19 protein-coding genes are annotated in these 24,026 nt (G+C 69.4%); 10 read left to right on the forward strand and 9 right to left on the reverse strand.

The features are described 5' to 3' along the window. Positions 1-8 precede the first annotated feature (8 nt). A complete protein-coding gene (locus ABC337_RS00965) occupies positions 9-1,352 on the reverse strand; it encodes an MFS transporter (RefSeq protein WP_412882724.1) in 1,344 nt (447 codons plus the stop codon). A 35-nt stretch (positions 1,353-1,387) separates the two neighbouring features. After that, positions 1,388-2,326, reverse strand: a complete 939-nt coding sequence (locus ABC337_RS00970) for a proteasome assembly chaperone family protein (protein ID WP_290258145.1) — start codon at positions 2,324-2,326, stop codon at positions 1,388-1,390. A gap of 356 nt (positions 2,327-2,682) precedes the next feature. Here ABC337_RS00970 and ABC337_RS00975 point away from each other — a divergent pair, with 356 nt between their 5' ends. From ABC337_RS00975 to ABC337_RS00995, 5 genes are all read left to right on the forward strand, one after another. Next, positions 2,683-4,209: a leucyl aminopeptidase gene (locus ABC337_RS00975; RefSeq protein ID WP_412882723.1), complete on the forward strand. Its 1,527-nt coding sequence runs from the start codon at positions 2,683-2,685 to the stop codon at positions 4,207-4,209. Between the two features lie 265 nt (positions 4,210-4,474). Continuing rightward, positions 4,475-5,860: a dihydrolipoyl dehydrogenase gene (lpdA, locus tag ABC337_RS00980; RefSeq protein WP_290258147.1), complete on the forward strand. Its 1,386-nt coding sequence runs from the start codon at positions 4,475-4,477 to the stop codon at positions 5,858-5,860. 126 nt (positions 5,861-5,986) lie between these two features. Continuing rightward, a complete protein-coding gene (gene sucB, locus ABC337_RS00985; RefSeq protein ID WP_412882722.1) occupies positions 5,987-7,753 on the forward strand; it encodes a 2-oxoglutarate dehydrogenase, E2 component, dihydrolipoamide succinyltransferase in 1,767 nt (588 codons plus the stop codon). 141 nt (positions 7,754-7,894) lie between these two features. After that, entirely contained in the window at positions 7,895-8,245 is a 351-nt protein-coding gene (locus tag ABC337_RS00990; protein ID WP_364137791.1) for a hypothetical protein, read from the forward strand. Between the two features lie 122 nt (positions 8,246-8,367). Further along, a complete protein-coding gene (locus tag ABC337_RS00995; RefSeq protein WP_412882721.1) occupies positions 8,368-8,796 on the forward strand; it encodes an OsmC family protein in 429 nt (142 codons plus the stop codon). 109 nt (positions 8,797-8,905) lie between these two features. On the opposite strand, the gene ABC337_RS01000 is transcribed toward ABC337_RS00995, so the two are convergent. Beyond that, positions 8,906-12,562: a S41 family peptidase gene (locus tag ABC337_RS01000; protein ID WP_412882720.1), complete on the reverse strand. Its 3,657-nt coding sequence runs from the start codon at positions 12,560-12,562 to the stop codon at positions 8,906-8,908. A 74-nt stretch (positions 12,563-12,636) separates the two neighbouring features. Here ABC337_RS01000 and ABC337_RS01005 point away from each other — a divergent pair, with 74 nt between their 5' ends. Then, on the forward strand, positions 12,637-13,530 hold the full coding sequence (locus ABC337_RS01005) for a TIGR01777 family oxidoreductase (RefSeq protein WP_412882719.1): 894 nt from the start codon (positions 12,637-12,639) through the stop codon (positions 13,528-13,530). Positions 13,531-13,594: 64 nt separating this feature from the next. On the opposite strand, the gene ABC337_RS01010 is transcribed toward ABC337_RS01005, so the two are convergent. Further along, positions 13,595-15,412: a serine/threonine-protein kinase gene (locus ABC337_RS01010; protein WP_412882718.1), complete on the reverse strand. Its 1,818-nt coding sequence runs from the start codon at positions 15,410-15,412 to the stop codon at positions 13,595-13,597. Between the two features lie 107 nt (positions 15,413-15,519). Between ABC337_RS01010 and lipB the strand changes: the two genes are divergently transcribed. The 3 genes from lipB (at position 15,520) to ABC337_RS01025 (ending at position 18,044) form a co-directional block, all read left to right on the forward strand. Next, positions 15,520-16,188 carry a lipoyl(octanoyl) transferase LipB gene (gene lipB / locus ABC337_RS01015; RefSeq protein ID WP_412882717.1) on the forward strand — a complete coding sequence of 223 codons (669 nt, stop codon included), beginning with the start codon at positions 15,520-15,522 and terminating at the stop codon, positions 16,186-16,188. Beyond that, a complete protein-coding gene (gene lipA / locus ABC337_RS01020; protein WP_377972982.1) occupies positions 16,185-17,192 on the forward strand; it encodes a lipoyl synthase in 1,008 nt (335 codons plus the stop codon). Before lipB ends, lipA begins: the two co-directional genes overlap by 4 nt. 90 nt (positions 17,193-17,282) lie before the next feature. Further along, positions 17,283-18,044, forward strand: a complete 762-nt coding sequence (locus tag ABC337_RS01025) for a DUF4191 domain-containing protein (protein WP_412882716.1) — start codon at positions 17,283-17,285, stop codon at positions 18,042-18,044. Between the two features lie 256 nt (positions 18,045-18,300). On the opposite strand, the gene ABC337_RS01030 is transcribed toward ABC337_RS01025, so the two are convergent. Then, positions 18,301-18,738, reverse strand: a complete 438-nt coding sequence (locus ABC337_RS01030; RefSeq protein WP_364137804.1) for an RDD family protein — start codon at positions 18,736-18,738, stop codon at positions 18,301-18,303. 298 nt (positions 18,739-19,036) lie between these two features. On the opposite strand from ABC337_RS01030, the gene glnA reads away from it, so the two are divergent. Then, positions 19,037-20,461 (forward strand): type I glutamate--ammonia ligase, encoded by a 1,425-nt coding sequence (glnA, locus tag ABC337_RS01035; RefSeq protein ID WP_412882715.1) that lies wholly within the window; start codon positions 19,037-19,039, stop codon positions 20,459-20,461. 104 nt (positions 20,462-20,565) lie between these two features. Here the strand turns inward: glnA and ABC337_RS01040 are convergent, their stop codons facing one another. From ABC337_RS01040 to ABC337_RS01055, 4 genes are read right to left on the reverse strand one after another with little or no spacing between them, the layout of a single operon-like run. Beyond that, positions 20,566-21,093, reverse strand: a complete 528-nt coding sequence (locus ABC337_RS01040; RefSeq protein ID WP_412882714.1) for a DinB family protein — start codon at positions 21,091-21,093, stop codon at positions 20,566-20,568. Positions 21,094-21,117: 24 nt separating this feature from the next. Continuing rightward, positions 21,118-21,648: a GNAT family N-acetyltransferase gene (locus tag ABC337_RS01045; protein ID WP_412882713.1), complete on the reverse strand. Its 531-nt coding sequence runs from the start codon at positions 21,646-21,648 to the stop codon at positions 21,118-21,120. Positions 21,649-21,652: 4 nt separating this feature from the next. Then, positions 21,653-22,402 carry an amino acid ABC transporter ATP-binding protein gene (locus ABC337_RS01050; protein WP_412882712.1) on the reverse strand — a complete coding sequence of 250 codons (750 nt, stop codon included), beginning with the start codon at positions 22,400-22,402 and terminating at the stop codon, positions 21,653-21,655. Then, positions 22,399-23,943, reverse strand: coding sequence for an amino acid ABC transporter substrate-binding protein/permease (locus tag ABC337_RS01055; RefSeq protein ID WP_412882711.1), 1,545 nt, complete (start codon positions 23,941-23,943; stop codon positions 22,399-22,401). The genes ABC337_RS01050 and ABC337_RS01055 overlap by 4 nt, the downstream gene beginning before the upstream one ends. Positions 23,944-24,026: the final 83 nt, after the last annotated feature.

Genomic DNA, 24,026 nt, shown 5'->3' on the forward strand with positions numbered 1-24,026 from the left:
CCCCGCAGCTAGCGGACGGTGCCGCCGTCGCGCCGTCGTTCCGCCACGACGCGCCGCTGCCGGGCGATCGCGTCCCGCAGCGGCGGGACCACCACGCCCTGCGCGGCCATCTGCCGACGGACCTTGCGGCGGATGATGAGGATCGCCGTCGCGCCGCCGCCCAGCAGGACGAAATGCACGCAGAGGGCCACCCGGAAGGCGTCCAGGCTGTAGAGGCCGCCGGGCGAGAGCCCGGCCCCGTGCTGGAAGTCGAGGGCCAGGCCGATCAGGAAGATCGCCAGCAGCGCGGCGATGAAACCGCCCACGTTCACGATGCCGGTGGCTGTCCCGATCCGGTGGGCGGGGTTGAAGGTGCGGGCGAAGTCGAAGCCGATCATGGAGCCCGGGCCGCCGATGGCCAGCACCACCACCAGGACGGACAGCAGCCACAGCGGTGACCGCCCGGGCTGCAGCAGGACCGCGGCCCACGCGGCGGCGGTGGCCCCCGAGATCAGCAGCACCATGGTGGAACGGCGCAGCGGGTGCCGGGCGACGAAGCTCCCCATCAACGGACCGGCCACGATCGCGGCCGCGACATAGAGGGCCATCAGTGCGGACACCGTCCCGGCGTTCAGCCCCTGCGCGGAAATCAGGAAGGGGTAGCCCCACGTCATCGCGAAGACGGTGCCGCTGAACTGCACGGTGAAGTGGCTCCAGAGGCCCAGTCGGGTTCCCGGCTGCCGCCAGGCGTCCCCGAGCGATACCCCCGTGGCGCGCAGCCCCTGTGCGGGGGCCGGCGCCGGGTGCCCGGGCGGCAGGTCCTGGAGCAGGACCACGGTCAGGACCAGGGCGAGCCCGGACATGCCGGCGAGGGTCAGGAAGGCGGGCGTCCAACCGGCGGAATGCAGGATCAGGGCGAAGGGCACGACGGAAAAGAGCTGGCCGAGCTGGCCGGACATGCCGGTGAGCTGGGTCAGCAGGGGAACGCGGGAGGCGGCGAACCAGAGCGGGATGAGCCGGATCACGGAGACGAACGTCATCGCATCGCCCGCACCCACCAGGACACGCCCCAGCACGCCGCCTGGAATGCTGTCGGCGAAGGCGAGCTGGAGCTGGCCCAGGCCCATCAGGAGGGCGCCGCCGGCGAGCATGGCCCGGGAGCCGAAACGGTCCACCAGGATGCCTACGGGAATCTGCAACGCCGCGTAGACCAGCAGCTGCAGGACGGTGAAGAAGGAGATCTCGGCCGCGCTGGCGTGGAAGCGGGCGGTGGCCTCGAGGCCAACAACCCCAAAGGAGGTGCGCTGGCTCACGGCAACCAGATAGGCGAAAACCCCGATGATCCAGATGAGCCAGGCACGGGGGTACGTCACTCCCCCATTATGCCCCCGCGACGGATAAAGATTATTTATTCGCCGGGTTCTTTACGGGCCAGGTAGGCCTCCACCGCGGCGCCGAGGTCGTCGGCGTTGGGCAGCTGGTCGTTCTCGTCGGCCAGCAGCGAGCGGCGGACCGTGCCCTCGGCCTTCTCGTCGTACCGGGTCTCGAGCCGGGACACCACCTGCTGTACGTCCTCGGAGGCCTCGATCTGTTCGGCGATCTGGCGGCCGACCTCCCGGCCCGCCTCGCGGAGCCGGTCGGTGGGGAGCATCAGCGCGGTCGCGGCGCCGAGGTATTCCAAACCGGCGACGGCGGCGTTCGGGTATTCGGCCTCGGCCAGGTAGTGCGGGACGTGGATGACGTAGCCGGCGACGTCCCGGTGGGCCGCCTCGAGGCGCAGCTCCAGGATGTGGCCGATGGCCGCGGGAACCTCAACGGTGGGCTTCCAGACGGAGATGCCCTCGATCAGGTCCGGGCGGTTGCCGTGGACCGTCACGCCGACCGGGCGGGTGTGCGGCACGGGCATGGGGATGGAGTGGATCCAGGCGGTGAGGTTGACGTCAAGTTCTTCCACGATGCCGACGACGGCGCGTGCGAACCGCTCCCACTGCAGGTCCGGTTCGAACCCGGCGAGGAGGAGGAAGGGTTTGCCCAGCCCGTCGCGCAGCCGGTACAGGGACAGCCGCGGCGCCTGGTAGTCCTGCAGGTGGTCCTCGACGAAGCTGATCTGCGGGCGGCGGGACCGGTAGTCCATCAGCTGGTCGGCGTCGAACTCCGCCACCAGCTCCGCGTCCAGGTTGTCGACCAGTTCCGTGGTGATCTGCCGGACCACGTGGCCGGCATCGGCGAAGCCGGTGAAGCCCATCAGCAGATCAAGGCCCCTCAGTTCGGGGCTGTGGAACAGCGCGTCGTCACGGACGTACAGCGTTGCCGGATCCAGCAGGGAACCTGTTATCCGTTCCATCACGTATTCCTTTCCTCCATGCGGCCCCAGCGGGGCCGTCTGCCGGGCACAGCGGGCGCCCGGCGGGGCTGCAATGCCGCTGCAATGTCTTGGGCGCAGTGCCCGCGTCGCCGCGGCATTCTGTCCCTTTGTCAGGTCCAACGTCCCGGGCGCCGGGCTAATTCCTGCCCCTTACTGTGGGCCACGTCTCAGAAAATGCGGTTCCGGCCGCGGCAAGAGACTACGATCGAAGCTGGCCTGAGGGCCGGCCCGGGTGCTGCCGGCGGGACGTACGTCGTTCCCGGTGGCCCGGGTCCCATGGCAGGGCGCCAAACATGCAGTCCCTGCTTACGAAGCACAGAGAATTGAGGACTGTCCTGGTGGTCAAGAATACCGAAGTCAAACTGAGCGCCGTCGCCGGAGACGTGAAGAAGTCCCCCTCCGATGCCCTCGTCGTGGGCGTCGGACAGGGCACCGACGGCCCCGTCCTGCTGGAGAACCCGTTGACCGCCAAGGCCGCCGAGGCCCTCGCCGACTCACTGGCCGCCCTCGGCGTCACCGGTGCCGCCGACCAGGCACACCGCCTGCCCGGCCTGCCCGAGGCCGGAGCCCCGGTCCTGGTCCTCGCCGGCGTCGGCAAGGTCACGCCCGGCACCGCCCTGGGCGAGGAGGCCCTGCGCCGCGCCGCCGGCTCGGCCATCCGGCAGCTGGCCGGCCTGGGCACCGTGACCCTGGCCCTGCCCGCCCCGGACGCCGCCGCCGTCGCCGCGATCGCCGAGGGTGCGGCCATGGGTGCCTACGCCTACACCGAACACCGCTCCTCCAAGGACGGGCTCAAGGAGCCGGTCCGCAACGTGCGCATCCTCACCGACCTGGCCGCCACCAAGGGCCTCCTGCAGCCGGCCCTGGACCGCGCCGCGCTGATCGGCAAGGCCGTCAACGCCACCCGCACCCTGGTCAACCAGCCGCCGAGCCACCTCTATCCGGAGACCTTCGCCGAGGCCGCCAAGGACCTGGCCAAGGGCCTGCCGGTCAAGGTGACCGTCTGGGACGAGAAGCGCCTCGAAAAGGACGGCTTCGGCGGCATCCTGGGGGTCGGCAAGGGCTCCACCCGCCAGCCGCGCCTGGTCAAGGTCGAGTACGCGCCGGCCAAGGCCACCGCCAAGGTTGCCCTGGTGGGCAAGGGCATCACCTTCGACACCGGCGGCATCTCGCTCAAGCCGCACCTGGGCATGGGTGAGATGAAGTCGGACATGGCGGGCGCCGCCGTCGTCCTCAATACCGTCCTGGCCCTGGCCGAGATGGGCCTGCCGGTCAAGGCCACCGCCTGGCTCTGCATCGCCGAGAACATGCCCTCCGGCGCGGCCCAGCGCCCCGCCGATGTGCTCACCATCTTCGGCGGCAAGACCGTCGAGGTGCTGAACACCGACGCCGAGGGCCGCCTGGTCATGGCCGACGGCATCGTCGCGGCCAGCGAGGAGCACCCGGACGTGATCATCGACGTCGCTACCCTCACCGGCGCGCAGCTGATCGCCCTGGGCAACCGCACCGCGGGCGTCATGGGCTCCGAGTCCGTCACGGGCGCCCTGAAAGCCGCCGCGGACCGCGCCGGCGAGCTGGTCTGGCCGATGCCGCTGCCGGAGGAACTGCGCCCCAGCCTGGACTCCCAGGTGGCGGACATCGCCAACATCGGCGAACGCCACGGCGGCATGATGACCGCCGCCGTGTTCCTGAAGGAATTCGTCGGCAAGGGCAAGAACGGGGAGCAGATCCCCTGGGCCCACATCGACATCGCCGGCCCGTCCTTCAACAACGGCAGCCCCTACGGCTACAACCACAAGCAGGGCACCGGCTGCACCGTCCGCACCCTGGTGGCCTACGTCGAGGACGTCCTCGCCGCCAAGTAAGCCCTCTTCCGCGGGCCTGTGGCCGGGGCTGATACCCCGGCCACAGGCCCGCGTGAGACTGGACACAAGCGCTCCACAAACGCCACGGCAAGGTGGAGCATGGATTAGTGGTTCGCTAAGGTGAACCGTAGTTTCAAAGCATTCAGCTTCATGGAAGCAATTCCACACGAAAGGGAAGCCGCCTGCTGGCATAATCACGGCAGACAGATTCCAAGACCAGATGATGCGTACTCTCGCGTCATCGTTCACGCGAGGGAGCGTTTTAGTGGCCGATCAGGCAACTGCGCAAGAATTCGACATCCTGGTACTCGGCGGCGGCAGCGGCGGCTACGCCACCGCCCTCCGCGCCGTCCAGCTCGGCCTCACCGTCGGCCTCATCGAAAAGGGCAAGCTCGGCGGCACCTGCCTGCACAACGGCTGCATCCCCACGAAGGCCCTGCTGCACTCCGCCGAACTGGCCGACCACGCCCGTGACTCCGCCAAGTACGGCGTCAACGTGAGCCTGGACAGCATCGACATCTCCACGGTCAACTCGTACAAGGACGGCATCATCGCCGGCAAGTACAAGGGCCTCCAGGGTCTGATCAAGTCCAAGAAGGCCATCACGGTCATCGAGGGCGAAGGCAAGCTCCAGGGCACCGACACCGTCGTGGTCAACGGCACCGCGTACAAGGGCAAGAACATCGTCCTGGCCACCGGCTCCTACTCCCGCACCCTGCCGGGCCTCGAGATCGGCGGCAAGGTCATCACCTCGGACGAGGCGCTGACCATGGACTTCATCCCGAAGAGCGCCATCATCCTCGGCGGCGGCGTCATCGGCGTCGAGTTCGCCTCGGTCTGGAAGTCCTTCGGCGTGGACGTCACCATCATCGAGGGCCTGCCCTCCCTCGTCCCGAACGAGGACGCCACGATCGTCAAGAACTTCGAGCGCGCCTTCAAGAAGCGCGGCATCAAGTTCTCCACCGGCACCTTCTTCCAGGGCGTCGAGCAGAACAACGACGGCGTCAAGGTCACCCTGGTGGACGGCAAGACCTTCGAAGCCGACCTCATGCTCGTGGCCGTCGGCCGCGGCCCGGTCACCGCCAACCTCGGCTACGAAGAGGCCGGCCTGACCATCGACCGCGGCTTCGTGATCACCAACGAGCGCCTGCACACCGGCGTCGGCAACATCTACGCCGTCGGCGACATCGTCCCCGGCGTCCAGCTGGCCCACCGCGGTTACCAGCAGGGCATCTTCGTCGCCGAGGAAATCGCCGGCCTCAAGCCGGTCGTCGTCGAAGACGTAAACATCCCCAAGGTCACCTACTCCGAGCCGGAGATCGCGACCGTCGGTTACACCGAGAAGGCTGCCAAGGCCAAGTTCGGCGATGACCAGATCGAGACCCAGGAATACAACCTGGCCGGCAACGGCAAGAGCTCCATCCTGGGCACCTCCGGCCTGGTCAAGCTGGTCCGCCAGAAGGACGGCCCCGTCGTCGGCGTCCACATGATCGGCTCCCGCATGGGCGAGCAGATCGGCGAGGCCCAGCTGATCGTGAACTGGGAAGCCTACCCGGAGGACGTGGCCCAGCTGGTGCACGCCCACCCGACCCAGAACGAGGCCCTGGGCGAGGCTCACCTGGCCCTCGCCGGCAAGCCGCTGCACGGCTAACAGCCCCCACCGCAGCACCGCAAGACCACCGCGCTTAGTGCACCCGGCCCGAAAAACCGGGTGCACTAAGCTCGAACCAGGCAGCAATCATCCGCACTAAAGATCAATAAGGAGAACGGGGACGACATGTCTGAATCCGTTAACTTGCCCGCCCTCGGTGAGAGCGTCACCGAAGGAACCGTCACCCGCTGGCTCAAGCAGGTAGGTGACCGGGTAGAGGTGGACGAGCCCCTGCTCGAGGTCTCCACCGACAAAGTAGACACCGAGATCCCCTCTCCGATCGCCGGCGTGATCGAGGAAATCCTCGTGGCCGAAGACGAGACCGCCGAGGTCGGCGCCCCGCTGGTGCGCATCGGCGACGGCTCCGCTGACGCCGCCCCGGCAGCTCCCGCGGAAGCCGCCCCGGCCGAGGAAGCCCCCGCCGAGACCCCGTCCGGTACCGAGGCTCCGGCCCCCGAAGACGAAACCCCGGCCGCTGCCGAGGCCCCGGCCGCCGCTCCCGCCGGCGAAGGCCACGAGGTCACCCTCCCGGCCTTGGGCGAGAGCGTCACCGAAGGCACCGTCACCCGCTGGCTCAAGAGCGTCGGCGACTCGGTCGAGGTCGACGAGCCGCTGCTCGAGGTCTCCACCGACAAGGTCGACACCGAGATCCCCTCCCCCGTTGCCGGCACCCTGCAGGAAATCCGCGTCGCGGAGGACGAGACCGCCGAGGTCGGCTCCGTCCTGGCCGTCATCGGCTCCGGCGCCGCTGCCCCTGCCGCCGCTCCGGCCCCCGAGGCCCCGAAGCAGGAGGCTCCCAAGCAGGAGGCACCGAAGCAGGAAGCACCGGCTCCCGCCGCCGCCCCGGCTCCCGAGGCACCGAAGCAGGAAGCTCCGAAGCAGGAGGCCCCGAAGGCTGCCGCCCCGGCCGCCGCCCCGGCTCCCGCCGCCCCCGCCAAGCAGGAGTCGCCCGCCGCCTCCTCGAGCGAGTCCGGCTACGTCACTCCCCTGGTCCGCAAGCTGGCCAACCAGCACGGCGTCGAGATCTCCTCGCTGACCGGCACCGGCGTCGGCGGACGTATCCGCAAGCAGGACGTCCTGGCCGCCGCCGAGGCGAAGGCCGCGCCGGCCGCCGCCGCCCCGACTGCCGCAAAGACCCCGTCCGCGGCCCCCACCGCCGAGGCTTCCTCGCTGCGTGGCACCGTCCAGAAGGCCCCGCGCATCCGCCAGGTCATCGCCCGCCGCATGCGCGAATCCCTGGACGTCTCCACCCAGCTGACCCAGGTGCACGAGGTCGACATGACCAAGGTCGCCAAGCTGCGTGCCCGCGCCAAGAACTCGTTCCAGGCGCAGAACGGCTCCAAGCTGACCTTCCTGCCCTTCATCGCCAAGGCCGTCGCCGAGGCCCTGAAGCAGCACCCGAAGCTGAACGCCTCCTACGACGAGGACAAGCAGGAGATCACCTACCACAACGCCGAGCACCTGGCGATCGCGGTGGACACCGACAAGGGCCTGCTGGTTCCGGTCATCTCCGATGCCGGCAACCTGAACCTCGCCGGCCTCTCCGGCAAGATCGCCGACGTCGCCGACCGCACCCGCAACGGCAAGATCGGCCCGGATGAGCTCTCCGGTGGAACCTTCAGCATCACCAACATCGGTTCCGTGGGCGCCCTCTTCGACACCCCGATCATCAACCAGCCTCAGGTCGCTATCCTGGGCACCGGCGCGATCGTCAAGCGCGCCGTGGTGGTCTCGGACGAGAACGGCGACGACTCGATCGCGATCCGCTCGATGATGTACCTCTCGCTGACCTACGACCACCGCCTGGTGGACGGCGCAGATGCGGGACGCTTCCTGCAGACGCTGAAGGCACGCCTCGAGGAAGGCGCCTTCGAGGCCGACCTGGGCCTCTAGCGGCAGGCGGTCCCCGGTCCCGGGGGCTTTGAGGCACCAACGGCGACGGCGGTGCGGACCACGGCGGGAAACCCACCGGCGGACCGCGCCGCCGTCGCCGTCTTACTACGGACCGTAGAATTCTCTGGTTAGACTGAAGCCATGAAAATTTTGTTCGACATCCTGGTCTTCCTCCACATCATCGGCGCCACCATGATCGTCGGCATCTGGATCGGCCAGATGAAGAAGCCCACGGTCCACCCGCGCCAGTTCGACGGCGCCGTGCTTCAGCTGATCACGGGCATCGCCATGATGGGCCTGATCCCGGCCCTGGACATGGACGTCAACTACGCCAAGCTGGGCATCAAGTTCGTCGTGGCGCTCGTGGTCGCGGTCCTGGCCTTCATCGGCCGCCGCCGGTACAAGAAGGACGAGCCCGTCGGCAAGGGCCTCGCCCACGCTGTCGGCGGCCTGGCGCTGCTGAACATCGCCATCGCCACCATCTGGCAGTAGTCCCCCGCATCGACGGCGGCGGCGCACCCACCCGGGTGCGCCGCCGCCGTCGTTAACCCTAGGATGGAGAGCGGCAGGGTCCGGACGCCGGACTCCTGGATCAACGACGCTGAGGAGTGGATATGGCAACGACACGCACCGCACACACTGTATGGAACGGCGACCTGATGACCGGGGCAGGGAACACCAGCCTGGACAGCTCCGGGCTCGGCACCTTCGATGTCACCTGGAAGGCCCGCGCCGAGTCCGCCGAAGGCAAGACCAGCCCCGAGGAACTGATCGCCGCCGCGCACTCCGCCTGCTTCTCGATGGCTTTCAGCCACGCCCTCGCGCAGGCCGGCCACACCCCGGACGAGGTCAACACCAAGGCCGATGTCACGTTCGAGCCGGGCACCGGCATCACCGGCAGCCACCTGACCCTGAACGCCAAGGTCCCGGGCCTGTCCGAGGAGGACTTCCAGCGCATCGCCGAGGAAGCCAAGACCGGCTGCCCCGTCTCCGCCGCGCTGACCGGGATCACCATCACCCTGGACGCCACCCTGGCCGTCTAGCCTGAAGCGCCGACACAAAGGCCCCCGCCCTCCGGCTTCCCGGTGGGCGGGGGCCTTTTCCGTGCCTACGTGCGGCCGGCCTCTGCGGGCCGGGGCCGCCTCTGAGGCTCTAGCCCTGCCGGCGGGGCGGCAGCGGGGCAGGCCGGACGTTCCGGTAGCCCTCGCGCAGCGGCGGCCGGTCCGTGGGCAGCTCCTGGATCATTTCCTTGAGCGCGCCGATGCCGTATTCGAGCTGCGGGTCGCTGCCGGCGGCGTACGCGTGCGGCGGGAACGTCACCTCGATGTCCGGGTCCACGCCGTAGTTCTCGACGCCCCAGCCGACTCCCCCGGCGAACCAGTTCGCGTACCGCGGCTGGGTGACGCCGGTGCCGTCCGCCAGCGAGAACCGGTTGTCGATGCCGACGACGCCGCCCCAGGTCCGGGTGCCGATGACCGGGCCGATGCCGCGGAGCTTGGAGACCTGCGTGATGATGTCGCCGTCGGACCCGGCGAACTCGTCGGCGAGGATGATCACCGGCCCGCGCGGTGCGTGGTGCGGGTAGGTCCGGGGGCGTTCGCCGCGGGGCATGCTCCAGCCGGTGACCTTGCGGCCGATCAGCTCGGCCACGAGCTGGGAAGTGTGGCCGCCGCGGTTGCGCCGGACGTCCACGATCAGGCCGTCCAGAGCGGTCTCGGTGTCCAGGTCGCGGTGCAGCTGTGCCCAGCCGTTGGCCATCATGTCCGGGATGTGCAGGTAGCCGAAGGTCCCCTGCGAGGCCTCGCGGACCGTGCGCCGGTTGCCGGCGACCCATTCCTGGTAGCGCAGCCGCTCCTCGTCCTTGACGGGGACGACGGCGACGCGGCGCTGCTCCCCGGCGCGTTCGCCGTGGCGGGGACCGTTGCGCAGCGTCAGTTCGACGGCGCGTCCTGCTGCTCCGGCCAGCTGCATCGAGGGCGAGAGTTCCGGGCTCAGTTCGATCCCGTCGACGGCGAGCAGGACGTCGCCAGGGCGGGCGTCGACGCCGGGCCGGGTCAGCGGCGAGGTGGCCAGCGGGTCGGAGGACTCCCCGGCGAGGATCCGGGTGATCTCCCAACCCTCGGCAGTGGCGGCGAAGTCGGCACCGAGGCGGCCTTGCCCGTTGCTTCCGTTCTCGGTGACCATCGCGGGCCGGACGTAGGCGTGGGAGGTGCCGAGCTCGCCGTTCATCTCCCAGAGCAGGTCCACGAGGTCGTCGTGGGAGCCGAGGCGGTCGACGATCGGGCGGTACCGGGCGTGGACGGAGTCCCAGTCCTGGCCGGCCATGTCCTCGGTCCAGAAGAAGTCGCGCTGCAGCCGCCAGGACTCATCGAATGCCTGGCCCCAGACGCTGACCGGGTCCAGGCGCACCCGGATCCGGTTCAGGTCCACCTTGACCAGCTGGCCGGACTCCTCGTCGGCCTTGGTGCGGGCCGGGCTGACGCGGACCTGCTTGTCCTGGATGAGGACGACCTTCTCGCCGTCGCCGGTGAGCCGGTAGCTGTCGAGTGCCTCGACGATGGTGGTGCAGCGGCGCTTGGCCAGGTCGAAGCGGACCAGGCTGGGGGCCGCGTTCTTGTCCTCGAGGCTGGCCCGGCCGTCGCCGGTCACGCCGGCCAGTTCGTGGTCCAGCCAGAGCAGGGCGCCGGTGGCGGCGCTGAGGTGGGAGTAGTTGCCCTGCGGCACGGGGACACTGATGACGCGGTGCGCCAGGCCCTCCGGGTCGACGGTGACCGCCGGGACGGTGTCCGAGCTGTCAGCGCCGGTCGTCTTGGCGGCGGGGCCGCCAGTCGTACCGGAGGCGTCCGCGGCGCCGTCGGCGGCTACCGCCTCGGCCAGGGCGACGCTGGGGCCGAACGGCGACGGCGTCTCCGCGGCGAGGGCCACCAGGTACGGCTTGATCGGGCTCGGGAAGGAGAGGTCGAAGGAGTGACCGTCGTAGACCGGGTCGAAGCTGCGGTTGGAGAGGAAGGCCAGGAACTTACCGTCCGGGGTGAAGACCGGGGAGTCGTCCCGGAAACGGCCGTCGGTGACGTCGATGATCGCCTGGGCGTCCTTTTCGCCGCCGTCTTTCGCAGTGGAACCCGGCACCGGTGCGAGGCGCAGCCTGGTGCGGGCGCCGAAGGAGGTGACCGGTTCGGCCCAACCCAGCCAGGCCGAGTCCGGGGACCAGGTGAAGCCCTCGATGGTGCCCTCGCCGATGCTGGTGAGCAGGGTCAGCTCGCCGGTGCGGGTATCCGCGAGGTAGATGTCGCCGAAGGAGGTTCCGACGGCCAGCCAGTTGCCGTCCGGGCTGGCCTCCAGGGCGCTGGGGCGGCTGGGGCGGGGGAAATCGATGCGCGTGGTGCCGGCGGACGAACCGGTCCGGGCCTCGGCGGCGAGCTCGGCACCGGCGGTGCCGCCGGCCGCGTCCGCGGTGGCGCCGGCCGCGTCCGCGGTGGCGGCGGTGGCGTCATCGGCCTGCGGGGCTGCCGCCTGGACCCGATCTGCAGCGTCGCGGCCCGCACTCTCGGACCCGGCACGGGTGAGGGCGGCGGCCGAGACGGGGCGGGGCAGCGCCGGGGCGCCGTCGTCGGAGTCGTTGGGGGTGGCGGGTGCGGCGGCCGGTGCCGTGGCTCCGCGGCTTCCGGCGCTGCTTCCAGCGTCGCTTCCAGCGTCGCTTCCAGCATTACTTACCGAGAGTGGCGCGGCGATCGGGCGCAGGTAGAGCGCCTCGACGCCGTCGTGGTCCGCGATGTAGGCGATCTTTCCCTCGCCGAAGGGGCGGGGCAGCCGTGCACGGACCCCCGGGGTGGCCTCGAGGATGCGGGAGGGGCCGTCCTTGTGCCGCAGCCAGTGCAGCGTGCCGTGGGACTCGACGGCGCTGGAGTCGCCGGTGCGGTCCGGGATGACCTCGCCGAGGTGGCGGGAAACCTTCAGCGGCGTGGAGCGGCGGCCCTGCGCGGCGGAACCGAGGGTGATGTTCAGCTTGACGGCGTCCGCGTCGAGGCTGCTCAGGAGCCAGAGCTCGCCGGCGTACTCGAAGATGACCCGCTCGCCGTCGGTGGTGGCGTGCCGGACGTAGAAGTCCTCGTGGTCGGTGTGGCGGCGCAGGTCCGAACCATCCGGGAGCACCGAGTAGAGGTTGCCGTAGCCCTCATGGTCGGAGAGGAACGCGATGCGGCCGCCGACCCAGAGCGGGTCGGTGAGGTTGCCGTCGAGGTCCGGGACCAGGCGTTCGAATTCGCCGTTGCCGTCGGCGTCGATCCAGAGCTTGCCGGCGGTGCCGCCGCGGTATCGCTTCCACCAGGCCGGTTCGCGGGAGAGCACGCTGGCGAGAACGAGGGGACGCTCGTCGCCGACGACCGTGCCGTACGCCAGGGACTCGACCGGGCCGTACGGGAGTTCCTCGGCGGAACCGCCCTCCAGGGGCAGGCTGTAGCCGTGGGTAAGGCGGCTGTCGCCCTGGCGGAAAGCGCTGGTGACGACGACGTTGCCCTCGGGCGTGAAGCCCTTGACCCGGGTGGAGCTATGGCCGAAGTAGCTCAGCTGGCGATACCCGCCGCCGTCGACGTCGGCCGTCACCACCTCGGGCGCCGTTCCCTGCACCACGGTCCACACCAGGCGCCGGCCGTCCGGGCTGAACCGCGGGTTGCGGGCCGGCAACTGCAGCGAGGAAACACGCCAGGCGCGGCCGCCCTCGAGCGGGGCTACCCAGACGTCGTCCTCGGCCACGAAGGTGACCAGATCGCCGTGCAGGTGCGGGAAACGGAGGTAACTCGAAGAGGTCATCGTTCGATCATAGTCAACGGCGCGCCGCACCCCGGGGAGGTTTCCCTGCCGCGCCGGGCATGGTGAGATGAACCATGAGAATCCTCGTCGCCGGCGCCTCCGGGCTGATCGGAACCGCCCTCACCACCCGGCTGCGCACCAGCGGCCACGACGTCGTCAGCCTGGTCCGTCGGCCCGCCGCGACGGCCGCGGAAATCGAGTGGGACCCCTCCAGCGGCCGGCTGGAGGACTCCGCACTCCGCGGCGTGGACGCCGTCATCAACCTCTCCGGCGCCGGCATCGGCGACCGTCCCTGGACCAGCCGACGGATCGCCGAGCTGAAGTCCTCCCGGCTGGAGCCCACCACCACGCTGGTGGCCGCGATGCAGCGCTCCGCCACTCCGCCGCCGGTCTTCCTGAGCCAGTCCGCCTCCGGTTTCTACGGCGACGCCGGATCAGCCGTCCTGCGCGAGGACTCCCCCGCCGGCCACGGCGTCCTCGCCGACATCTGCACCGAGTGGGAGGCCGCCGCCCACCAGGCACCGGCCGGGGTGCGGGTGGTCACGCCGCGCACCGGCGTGGTGCTCAGCCGCAAGGGCGGTGCCCTGGGCAAGCTGCTCCCGCTGCTGCGCGCCGGCCTGGGCGGCCCGCTGGGCAACGGCCGGCAGTACTGGCCGTGGGTCACGCTGCCCGACGTTGCCGGGGCCTTCGAGTTCCTACTGACCTCCCCGCTGGAGGGCCCGGTCAACCTCTGCGCCCCCGAGGCCTCCGACGTGTCGGGGCTGATCCGGTCGCTGGCCGATGCCCTGCACCGTCCAGCCCTGCTGCCGGCACCGGCGCCGGCGTTGCGGCTGGCGCTGGGCCGGCTGGCGAACGAACTGTTGCTCGCGAGCCAGCGGATGGAGCCGGCGGCCCTGGCGGCCGCGGGATTCGAATGGCAGCATCCCACCGTGCGTGAGGCGGCCGCCTGGGTCGCCGCCGGGCAGTAGCTCGGCTGCGGGATAGCGCCGCGGTTCTCTCCGGACATCGACTCCGCGCCGGCGCCCGGGCGGCTCAGACGGCCGGCAGGATTTCGCGGATCCGCCACCTCCCGTCGACGGCGGTCATCACCAGAATCAGCCGCTGGTCTCCGGCTGCTGCCGCCTCCGCCACGAGCGCACCGTTCCGGTCCAGCTCCCGGTAGGCCGGAGTCGCGACCGTGACCGCCAGCTGAACCAAGGCGCCATCGTCCGGGACGGCACCGGCCCCGCCCGTCCACGTGCTGCCTAGGGGCCTGGCCCGCACCTCCAGCAGCCGCTGCTCGAACCCGCCGAGAACGTGCCCGTCCTCGGCAAGCCGGGCGGCCACCTCCGCATCCGCCGCCGCGGCGGGTGACCCTGGCTCCGTGACCCGCGCCAGCAGGGCATGGTTTCCGGTCCGCAGTGCCATGCCGCGCAGCCGGGCCAGACCCTGCACCGCCTCCTCGGGCCGGGCGGCGGAGAGCAGAGGCGCCACATCGGCTGGGATGCCATCCCGGGTCCCGTCCGGTGCTGCGTCTCCGGTAGCGGCCGCGGGAGCCGTTGCCTGCACCGCCTGCCTCAACGAAGCCTCCGGGTCGCCCAACGCCGGCAGGAACACCAGTCCGGCCGCGGCGGCCACCGCCACGAGTGCCATGAGGATGGCGCGGCGAAGTGCACCCCGTCGGCTCACGGCCCGGTGCCGGGTCCGCCTTATCGTCCCCCTGATCTTCTCCGCGGGTACAGCCGGCCTCCGCTGTGACCACACCTCCGCCCGCCGCGTCCGCTCACCGGGGACTCCGGTCCGGAGCCGTGCCGGGTCATCCCCGGCTCCTGGTCTGAGCTGCGCCCCATCCCCAGGACCACGCCGTCTGAGCCGCGCCCGTGCGGCGGCGGTCCCGCGCAGCAGCGCCAGGACCGCCGCGGAGCGCCGGGCGGCCCGCCGCTCCCGGGGCGTGGCCGGGCCGGAGCGACGCGTCAGGAGTTCCGGAAGAACCGTGGGATGGGCCGAGACGGTCAGGTCCACCGGGGCCGCCGTCGCCGAGCGGTACACAGCCGCCGCGAAGTCGGCCGCGGAGGGGCGAAGCCGGCGGTCCAGCCGCAGGCCCGACTCCAGGGCAGCGGTCAGGGCGGCCGGAACGCCCGGCACCAGCAACGGCAGCGGGGCACGCTGCGGCTCCGGCGGCGGCGGGGAACCGGTGAGGCAATACCAGCCGAGCGCCGCGACGGAGTAGACATCCGCCTCAGGCTGCAGTCCGGCGCGGAACGGATCCACCGGGGTCGGGTCCTGAAAGCCGCCGGTCCCGGCCGGGTGCGCGTCGGCGGCGTCGGCGATCATCCGCCCGACGCCCAGGTCCGAGAGCAGCGGCTTGCCGTGCGCCGTGAAGAGCACGTTCCCGGGTGAGACGTCCCCGTGGGTGAAGTCCCTGCCGTGCAGGTAGCTCAGGGCCTGCGCCACCGGGGTGAGGATGGTGACGGTCTCCCCAGGGCCCAGGCTGCCCCGCGCCGCGATCAGCTCCGCGAGCGAGCCGCCCGGCGCGTAGTCGAGCACCAGCGCCAGCCCGGTCCCGCCGTCGTCGCCCGCCCGGAAGCGCACCACATCCCGCACCCCCACCAGGTGGCCGTGCTCCACCACCGAGAGGATGCGCACCTCCCGGCGGACCGCCTCCTCCGTCTCGGACCCAGGCTCCGTCCCACCGGCGGCCCCGGACGGGCCACGCTCAAAACACTTAAGCGCCACGCTTGCCCCGGAGGCGTGCTCCGTGGCGAGCCAGACGACGGCGGAGCTGCCGCGACCCAGCATCCGGCCCACCCGGTAGCCCTCGACGTCGGGGCGCCCGGGCTCCCCGTGATTCGTGCGCGCAGATTCGTCCATAGCCCATGGATACGCGCTTTTTCGCGACGCCGCAGAAGTTATCCACAGGCGTGAGAGTTTGGCCACAGAATCGGTTGGCGCACGGGGCGAGGTCTAAGCTGGATTCCATGACTCTTGAGTTCCAACAGCTGGGTCTTGCCCCGGACTTCATCGACTACACCCGCGGCTGGGAGATCCAGCGCGAACTCCACGCGAAGGTCCTCGCCGGCACGGCGCCCAGCACCGTCCTGCTGCTTGAACACGCTGCCGTGTACACCGCAGGCAAGCGCACCGAAGACCACGAACGTCCCTTCGACGGCACCCCGGTGGTGCCCGTGGACCGCGGCGGCAAGCTCACCTGGCACGGCCCGGGCCAGCTGGTGGGCTACCCGATCATCAAGCTGAAGAACCCCGCCGGCATCCGCGATTACGTCGAGCGCCTGGAGTCCGTGATGATCGCCGTGCTGGCCGACTACGGCATCGATGCAGTCCGGATCGAGGGACGCGCCGGCGTCTGGATCGACGCGGACGAGAAGGGCCCCGCCCGCAAGATCGCGGCGATCGGCATCCGCGTCCACGAGGGCGTCACCATGCACGGCTTCGCCATCAACTGCAACAACGACCTGGCCCCGTACGGCCAGATCATCGCCTGCGGCATCACCGACGCCGGCGTCACGACAATCGCGCAGGAAACCGGCCGGGACGTCACCCCCGCAGACCTCGTGTCGCGGATCATCGAAGAACTACGCAAGAATGAAGAAGCCCTCGTCGCTACCCATGAAGGAGCCCTGCTGTGACCCTGGCACCAGAAGGACGCAAGCTGCTGCGTATCGAGCAGCGCAACGCGGCCACCCCGGTGGAACGCAAGCCGGAATGGATCAAGGCCAAGGTCCAGATGGGCCCGGAGTTCGTCCAGCTCAAGAACCTCGTAAAGAAGGAAGGCCTCCACACCGTCTGTGAAGAGGCCGGCTGCCCCAACATCTTCGAGTGCTGGGAAGACAAGGAAGCCACCTTCCTCATCGGCGGCTCCGAGTGCACCCGGCGCTGCGACTTCTGCCAGATCGACACCGGCAAGCCCTCCCCCGTGGACATGTTCGAACCCACGAAGGTGGCCCGCTCGGTCCAGTCCATGCAGCTGCGCTACGCCACCGTCACCGGCGTGGCCCGCGACGACCTCGCCGACGAGGGGGTCTGGCTCTACGCCGAAACGGTCCGCAAGATCCACGAGCTGAACCCCGGCACCGGCGTCGAGCTCCTGATCCCGGACTTCTCCGGCAAGCCCGAGCACATCGCCGCGATCTGCGACTCCAAGCCCGAGGTCTTCGCCCACAATGTCGAGACCGTGCCCCGGATCTTCAAGCGGATCCGCCCGGCCTTCCGCTACGAGCGCTCCCTCGACGTCATCACCCAGGGCCGCAACCTGGGCATGGTCACCAAGTCCAACCTGATCCTGGGCATGGGCGAGACCCGCGAGGAAATCTCAGAGGCACTCCGCGACCTGCACGAGGCCGGCTGCGACCTGATCACCATCACCCAGTACCTGCGCCCGTCCGAGCGCCACCTGCCGGTGGACCGCTGGGTCAAGCCGCAGGAGTTCGTGGAGCTGCAGCAGGAAGCGGACGAGATCGGCTTCCTGGGCGTCATGTCCGGCCCGCTGGTCCGCTCCTCCTACCGTGCCGGCCGCCTCTGGGCCACCGCGATGCGCAAGAAGGGTTGGGAAATCCCGGCCGAACTCGCTCACATCGAGAGCTCCGGAAGCACCCGCCAGGAAGCCAGCTCGCTGCTCGCGGCACACTCCTGAACCACCCGCACCGCACTGCCAGCTCAGGGCCGGCGCCGGAGAGATCCGGCGTCCGGCCCTGAGCCGTGCATCACGTAGAATTTAGGCATTATGGCGAATTCCTCCGACTCCAGCACGTCCACCTCTTCAGCCGATGAGCCGAAGCGTGGCCTTTTCTCCCGTAAGACCAAGGAAGCCAAGGTCAAGAAGCCGAGCCGGCTGAAGCAGATCAAGGACGTCTTCCAGATGACCCGGCGCCACGACCCGATGGTCACGTGGCTGATCCTGCTGGCGTTCCTCGGCACCGTCGCGGTTGCCCTGCTGGTTGGTTTCCTGCTGGAGAACTGGATCACGGGCCTGATCATCGGCATCGTGCTCGGTGTCCTCGCCGCCACCCTGGTGCTGTCCCGCCGCGCCGAGCGCGCCGCCTTCGCCCAGATCGAGAACCAGCCCGGTGCCTCCGGCGCGGCGCTGGGAACCCTCCGCCGAGGCTGGATCACCGAAGACCAGCCCGTGGCCGTCAACCCCCGCACCCAGGACGCCGTCTTCCGCGCCATCGGCCGGCCCGGCGTCGTGCTGGTCAGCGAGGGCCCCAGCCACCGCGTCAAGCCGCTGATCGACGGCGAACGCAAGCGCCTGGCCCGCATCCTGCCGAACGTCACCATCCACGTGATCGAAAGCGGCCGCGGCGAGGGCCAGACCCCCATCAGCCAGGTCGCCCGCAAGATGGGCAAGATGAAGAACGAGCTCACCAAGACCGAGGTGAGCACCGTCTCCAAGCGCATCTCCTCGCTCGGCAACCGCCTGCCGATCCCCAAGGGCATCGACCCGTACAAGGCGCGCCCGGACCGCAAGGCAGCCCGCGGCCGCTAAGCACCGCAGCTCACCGGACGCCCCGGTTCCAGGCCATTGGTCAGGAACCGGGGCGTCCTGCGTTTAAGGCCTGGTACTCGGCCGGTGGGAGCCGGCGCTGGATCCGCCGCGGGTGAGGGTTCGGCTCGCGGATTCGGTTCGGACTCGCTGGATGGATCCGACGAGCCCGGGCGGAATGCACGAGTGGAAAGGCATGCGGCACAGCGGCGAGGACGACGACGGCGGCCCGGGTGCCAGACCGCCGCGCCGGCCCTCGTCAGCGGCGGATCAGGATGGTGTTGACGGCCTTGTCGTGCAGGCCGCGGTGGTCCGGGTCGAAGATGACAGCGGGGATCACCAGGCAGAGCAGGAGCGCGCGGACCGCACCGGCCAGAGGTCCGGCCGGGCCGCCGCCGAGCCGGACGACGTGGATGTTCACGACCCGGTGGCCGATGCTGTAACCCAGGGTTCCCACCAGCAGGGCCTGCTCCACCGCGAACACGGCGAGGGTGGCCCAGGAGTTGCCGGCGAAGGCGAAGTTGCTGATCAGCAGGGCGATGCCCCAGTCGATGCAGATGGCGATGATCCGGCGGCCGGCCCGGGCCATCGAGCCGGGGCCGGATTCGGGCAGGCCCAGCCGCTCCCCCGGGTACTTGGAAATGCCGGAGGTGTCCGGTCCACTGAGCCAGGAGCCAAGGTCTTTACGATCTACCACCTGCCAAGTTTACCGGGCGCCGGCAGGCCGCTGGAGCGTTCGCAGTGTGGACTCAAACGGTTCGAATCGCGGACATGGATAGGCCACAGTGTGGACACCGGCTAGGTTTGGAGGGTCAGCGCGGTTTGTAACCTGCGCGAAACAAAGCTGACACCGCGGGGAAACTCCCACTCCCTAGGGTGGTAACAGTTGTTAGCGGGATCCTGAGCGGGGACGGCAGTGCGCTGTCCCCGGCGTCGGACTGCGCTGGCCCGTACGGCCCCTGGGGCCCGACCTTTCATATGCGTAAGGAGCATAGATGTTCAAGACTGCGGACGAAGTCCTCAAGTTCATCAAGGACGAAGACATCAAATTCGTCGATATCCGCTTCACCGACCTCCCCGGCGTGCAGCAGCACTTCAACGTCCCGGCCAAGAGCGTCGACGCGGACTTCTTCGTCAACGGCCAGCTCTTCGACGGTTCGTCGATCCGCGGCTTCCAGGGCATCGCCGAGTCGGACATGCAGCTCATCCCGGACGTCACGACGGCATTCGTCGACACCTTCCGCATCGAGAAGACCCTCGCGCTGAACTTCTCCATCGTCAACCCGCGCACCGGCGACCCGTACCACCGCGACCCGCGCGGCGTGGCCGAAAAGGCCGAGGCCTACCTGGCCTCCACCGGCATCGCCGACACCGCATTCTTCGCCCCCGAGGCCGAGTTCTTCGTCTTCGACAACGTCCAGTACCAGTCCTCCCCGCAGGGCAGCTTCTACAAGATCGACTCCGAGGAAGCCCACTGGAACACCGGCCGCGAGGAAGAGGGCGGCAACCTGGGCTACAAGACCCCCGTCAAGGGCGGTTACTTCCCGGTCTCCCCCACCGACAAGCAGGCCGACCTGCGCGACGCCATGTGCGTGGCACTGGACGAGGCCGGCCTTGAGGTCGAGCGCAGCCACCACGAGGTTGGTTCCGCCGGTCAGGCCGAGATCAACTACAAGTTCACCACCCTGACCCACGCGGCCGATGACCTGCAGAAGTTCAAGTACGTCATCAAGAACACCGCCGACGCCTGGGGCAAGTCCGTGACCTTCATGCCGAAGCCGGTCTTCGGTGACAACGGCTCGGGCATGCACTGCCACCAGTCGCTGTGGAACGGTGGCGAGCCGCTGTTCTACGACGAGAAGGGCTACGCCGGCCTGTCCGACACCGCCCGCTGGTACATCGGCGGCCTGCTCAAGCACTCCTCCGCCGTCCTGGCCTTCACCAACCCGACGGTGAACTCCTACCGCCGCCTGGTCAAGGGCTTCGAGGCCCCGGTCAACATGGTGTACTCGCAGGGCAACCGCTCCGCCGGTATCCGTATCCCGATCACGGGTTCCAACCCGAAGGCCAAGCGCATCGAGTTCCGCGCTCCGGACCCCTCCTCCAACCCGTACCTGGCGTTCGCCGCTCAGCTGATGGCCGGCATCGACGGCATCCGCAACCGAATCGAACCGCCGGCTCCGATCGACAAGGACCTCTACGAGCTCCCCGCCGAGGAAGCCAAGGACATCCCCAAGGCTCCGGGCACCCTTGAGGAGGCCCTGGAGGCCCTGGCCGAGGACAACGAGTTCCTGCAGGCCGGCGGCGTCTTCACCCAGGACCTGATCGACACCTGGATCGAGTACAAGTACGAGAACGAGATCCGCCCGCTCTCGCTGCGCCCGAACCCGTACGAGTTCGAGCTCTACTACGGCGTCTAGTCCCTGACATAAACGCAGGTAAGACACAGAACGGCCCCCGCCTTGTGGCGGGGGCCGTTCCTGTTTTAAGGCTTTCTCGTCAAGGGCTTCCCGTGAATGCGCGACTATTCGCCGGTGGCGCCGTCGATCTGTTCGCGCAGCAGGTCGGCGTGGCCGTTGTGGCGGGCGTACTCCTCGATCATGTGCACCAGGACCCAGCGGAGTGATACGTCACCGCGGCGGTGGTCCCTGCCGGTGACGTCCAGGTCCGGCGCCGCGGCGACGAAGGCGTCCGCAAAGTCCACGGCCGTGCGCCAGGCTGCCCAGGCCTCGCCGACGGCTTCCGCGGTGGGTTCCACGCCATTGAATTCGTGGTCCGGGTCCTCGTCCGACTCGAAGGGGGCCGGGACACTCTCGCCGGCCAGCATGCCCCGGAACCAATGATGCTCGACGTAGGCCAGGTGCCGCAGCAGGCCCAGGAGGGACAGGGTGGAGGGCGGCACCGCGGCCCGGGCCAGGTCCGCCGGGGCCAGGCCGGCGCACTTGAGCTCGAGTGTCTTGCGGTGCCAGGTGAGGAAGCCGGTGAGGGTGGTGCGCTCATCGGCGGTGGGGGCCGGCTCGGGACGTGGGTCGTTGACGGGGTTGGCGGTCATGGCCGCCAGTCTAAGGCGGGGCCGTCAGAATGCGCGGTACATGATGCGCTGCGGCCCGGCGTCCCCGCCGAGGTACTGCCCGCGGTCCTCGAAGCCGGCCTTGCGGTAGGCCGCCTGCCCGGCCGGGTTGGCCTCGTTGACCGAGAGGACGACGCCGCGCTGGGTCCCGCCGAGGGCCGCGGTGAGCCTGGCGGCCTCACGGACCGCCCCAGTGGCCGCGGCGGTGCCGTAGCCGCGACCTTGGGCCCGCCGGTCGATGGCGAAGCCACGCAGCAGCCAGGCCGAATCGTCGTCGGCCCAGCCGGCGGAGCGGGCGGCGCCGGACTGCAGGGTCGCGGCGCCCACCGCGGTGCCGTCGACGTCCAGCACGTACGGGTGCCGAGACTCCTCGGCCAGGCCCACCAAGGCCATCCGTAGCGGCTCGCCGACGAACCGGTCCTGGCCGGCGCCGAGTTCGACGCCGGCCAGTTCCCCGAGCTTGACGGCGCGGGCGTCGTCGTCGAGGTCCTTCAAAGGGATCAGCCACACGTGCGGGGCGGCCGGGGGTCGTGCCACGGTCCTAGAGCACCTTGGAGAGGAAGTCCCGGGTGCGCTGCTGCTGCGGGTTGCCGAAGAGGGCCTCCGGCTCGCCCTGCTCGCAGATGACGCCGTCGGCCATGAACAGCACCCGGTCCGCCACCTCGCGGGCGAAGCCCATCTCGTGGGTGACCAGGACCATGGTCATGCCCTCGGCGGCGAGGTCCTTGATGACCTGGAGCACCTCGCCGACCATTTCCGGGTCCAGCGCGGAGGTGGCCTCGTCGAAGAGCATGATGTCCGGATTCATCGCCAGGGCGCGGGCGATCGCGACGCGCTGCTTCTGGCCGCCGGACAGCGACGCCGGGCGGGCGTCGGCCTTCTCGGCGAGCCCGACCCGCTCCAGCAGCTTCAGGCCGTTGGCGCGGGCCTCGTCCTTGGTCTGCTTCTTCGATTCGACGGGCGCCAGCATGATGTTCTCGATGACCGACATGTGCGGGAACAGGTTGAAGTGCTGGAAGACCATGCCGATGTGCCGGCGGACCTCGTTGATGTCCACCTTCGGGTCGGTGACGTCGAAGCCGTCCACGGTGACGTGGCCGGCGGTGATGTCCTCGAGCTTGTTCAGGCAGCGCAGGAACGTGGACTTGCCGGAGCCGGAGGGGCCGATCACGCAGACCACCTCGCCCTCGGCCACCTCGGCGTTGATGCCCTTGAGGACCTCATTGCTGCCGAAGGATTTCTTCAGTTCCCGGACCGAGATCTTGCTGGCGGGGGTTGCTGCCGTGGTCATTTGTTGAACCTCTTATCCGCGAAGTTGGCCAGCCTGGTCAGGAGCATGATGACGACGAAGTAGAGCACCGCGACGATTAGCAGGGTTTCGGTGATCCGGAAGTTGCCGGCGTAGATCTGCTGGCCCTGGTAGAGCAGTTCGGCGAAACCGATGGCCAGCAGCAGGGAGCTGTCCTTGAGCATGATGATCAGCTGGTTGATCAGCGACGGGGTCATGATCTTGAACGCCTGCGGGACCACCACCTTCTGCATGGACTTGGCGTAGCCGAGGCCCAGGCTGCGGCTGGCTTCCAGCTGGCCGGGGTCCACGGACTGGATGGAGCCGCGGACGATCTCGGTGATGTACGCCGCCGAGTTCAGACTCAGGGTCAGGACGGCGGCGACCCAGATGTCGATGGGCTGGCCGGTGAGCTGCGGGATGCCGAAGTAGAAGAAGAACGCCCAGACCAGCAGCGGGGTGCCGCGGAAGATGTTGACGAACGTTGTGGCGATGCCGCGCAGGATGATCGAGGTGGAGATCTTGAAGAAGCCCATGAACAGGCCGATCAGCATGGCCAGGGCGAAGGAGATCGCGGTGACCAGGACGGTGTTGCCGAGACCCTTCATGAGCGCCGGGAAGCTGTTGGCCAGCAGGTCCCAGAAGCTGGAGGAGGTGGCCTGGGTGGGGTCCTTGAGGTACTTGTCGAGGATCCTCTGGTACTCGCCGCTGGACTTCAGGTCGGCGAGGCCGGTGTTGAAGGCCTTGAGCAGTTCGGGGTTCCGGCCCTTGTTGACGGCGAAGCCGTAGGAGCCGCCCTTTTCCTTTTCGGTGACGGACTTCAGTCCGTTGTTCTGGCTGATGCCGTACGCCAGCACCGGGTAGTCGTCGAAGACGGCGACGGCGTTACCGGACTTCACCAGTTCGTACATGGTGGCGGACTGGTCCAGGGACTTGACCGTGAAGCCGTACTTGCCGGCGATCGACTTGGCGAATGTCTCGCCCTCGCTGCCGGTCTTGGCGGTGACGGTCTTGCCCTTGAGGTCCTCGTAGCCCTTGATGTCGGTGTTGTTCTTGGCCACCGCCATCTGGACCCCGGATTCGAAGTAGGGGTCGGAGAAATCGTAGATCTGCTTGCGCGGCTCCGTGATGGACATGCCGGCGATCACGCCGTCCACCTGGTTGGAGGAGAGCGCCTGCAGCGCGGCGTTGAAGCCGAGGGACTTGATCTCGACGGAGAAGCCCTGGTTTTTGGCGATCGTTCGGATGATGTCCATGTCGATGCCGGTGAGGTCGCCGCCGGCGTCGCGGAACTCGAACGGGGCGAACGTGGTGTCCGTCCCGATGACGTAGGTCTTCCCGGCAACGCTCGACGGCGCGGTTCCCGGCTGTGCGGCGACGGGAGCGGCGGGGGCGGCCGCGGCGGGGGCGGCCGCGGAGGCCGGCAGGGCGGGCGCCGCGGCAGCGCCGGGGGCTCCGAGGATCAGTGCGGCGAACGCGAGCAACGCCCCGAGGAGGGTGGCCGTCCGCGGCCGGGAGGTCCCGGCCTGCTGGAGTCTGGGCAAGGTAGAACAACCCATAGGTAAGTGCGGGTGACGGCCCGTGGGACCGGCAAAGTACCCCTAGAGGCTACCCGCATTTGGCCTCC

The sequence above is a fragment of the Arthrobacter phoenicis genome (assembly GCF_047238215.1).
Lineage (GTDB): Bacteria > Actinomycetota > Actinomycetes > Actinomycetales > Micrococcaceae > Arthrobacter.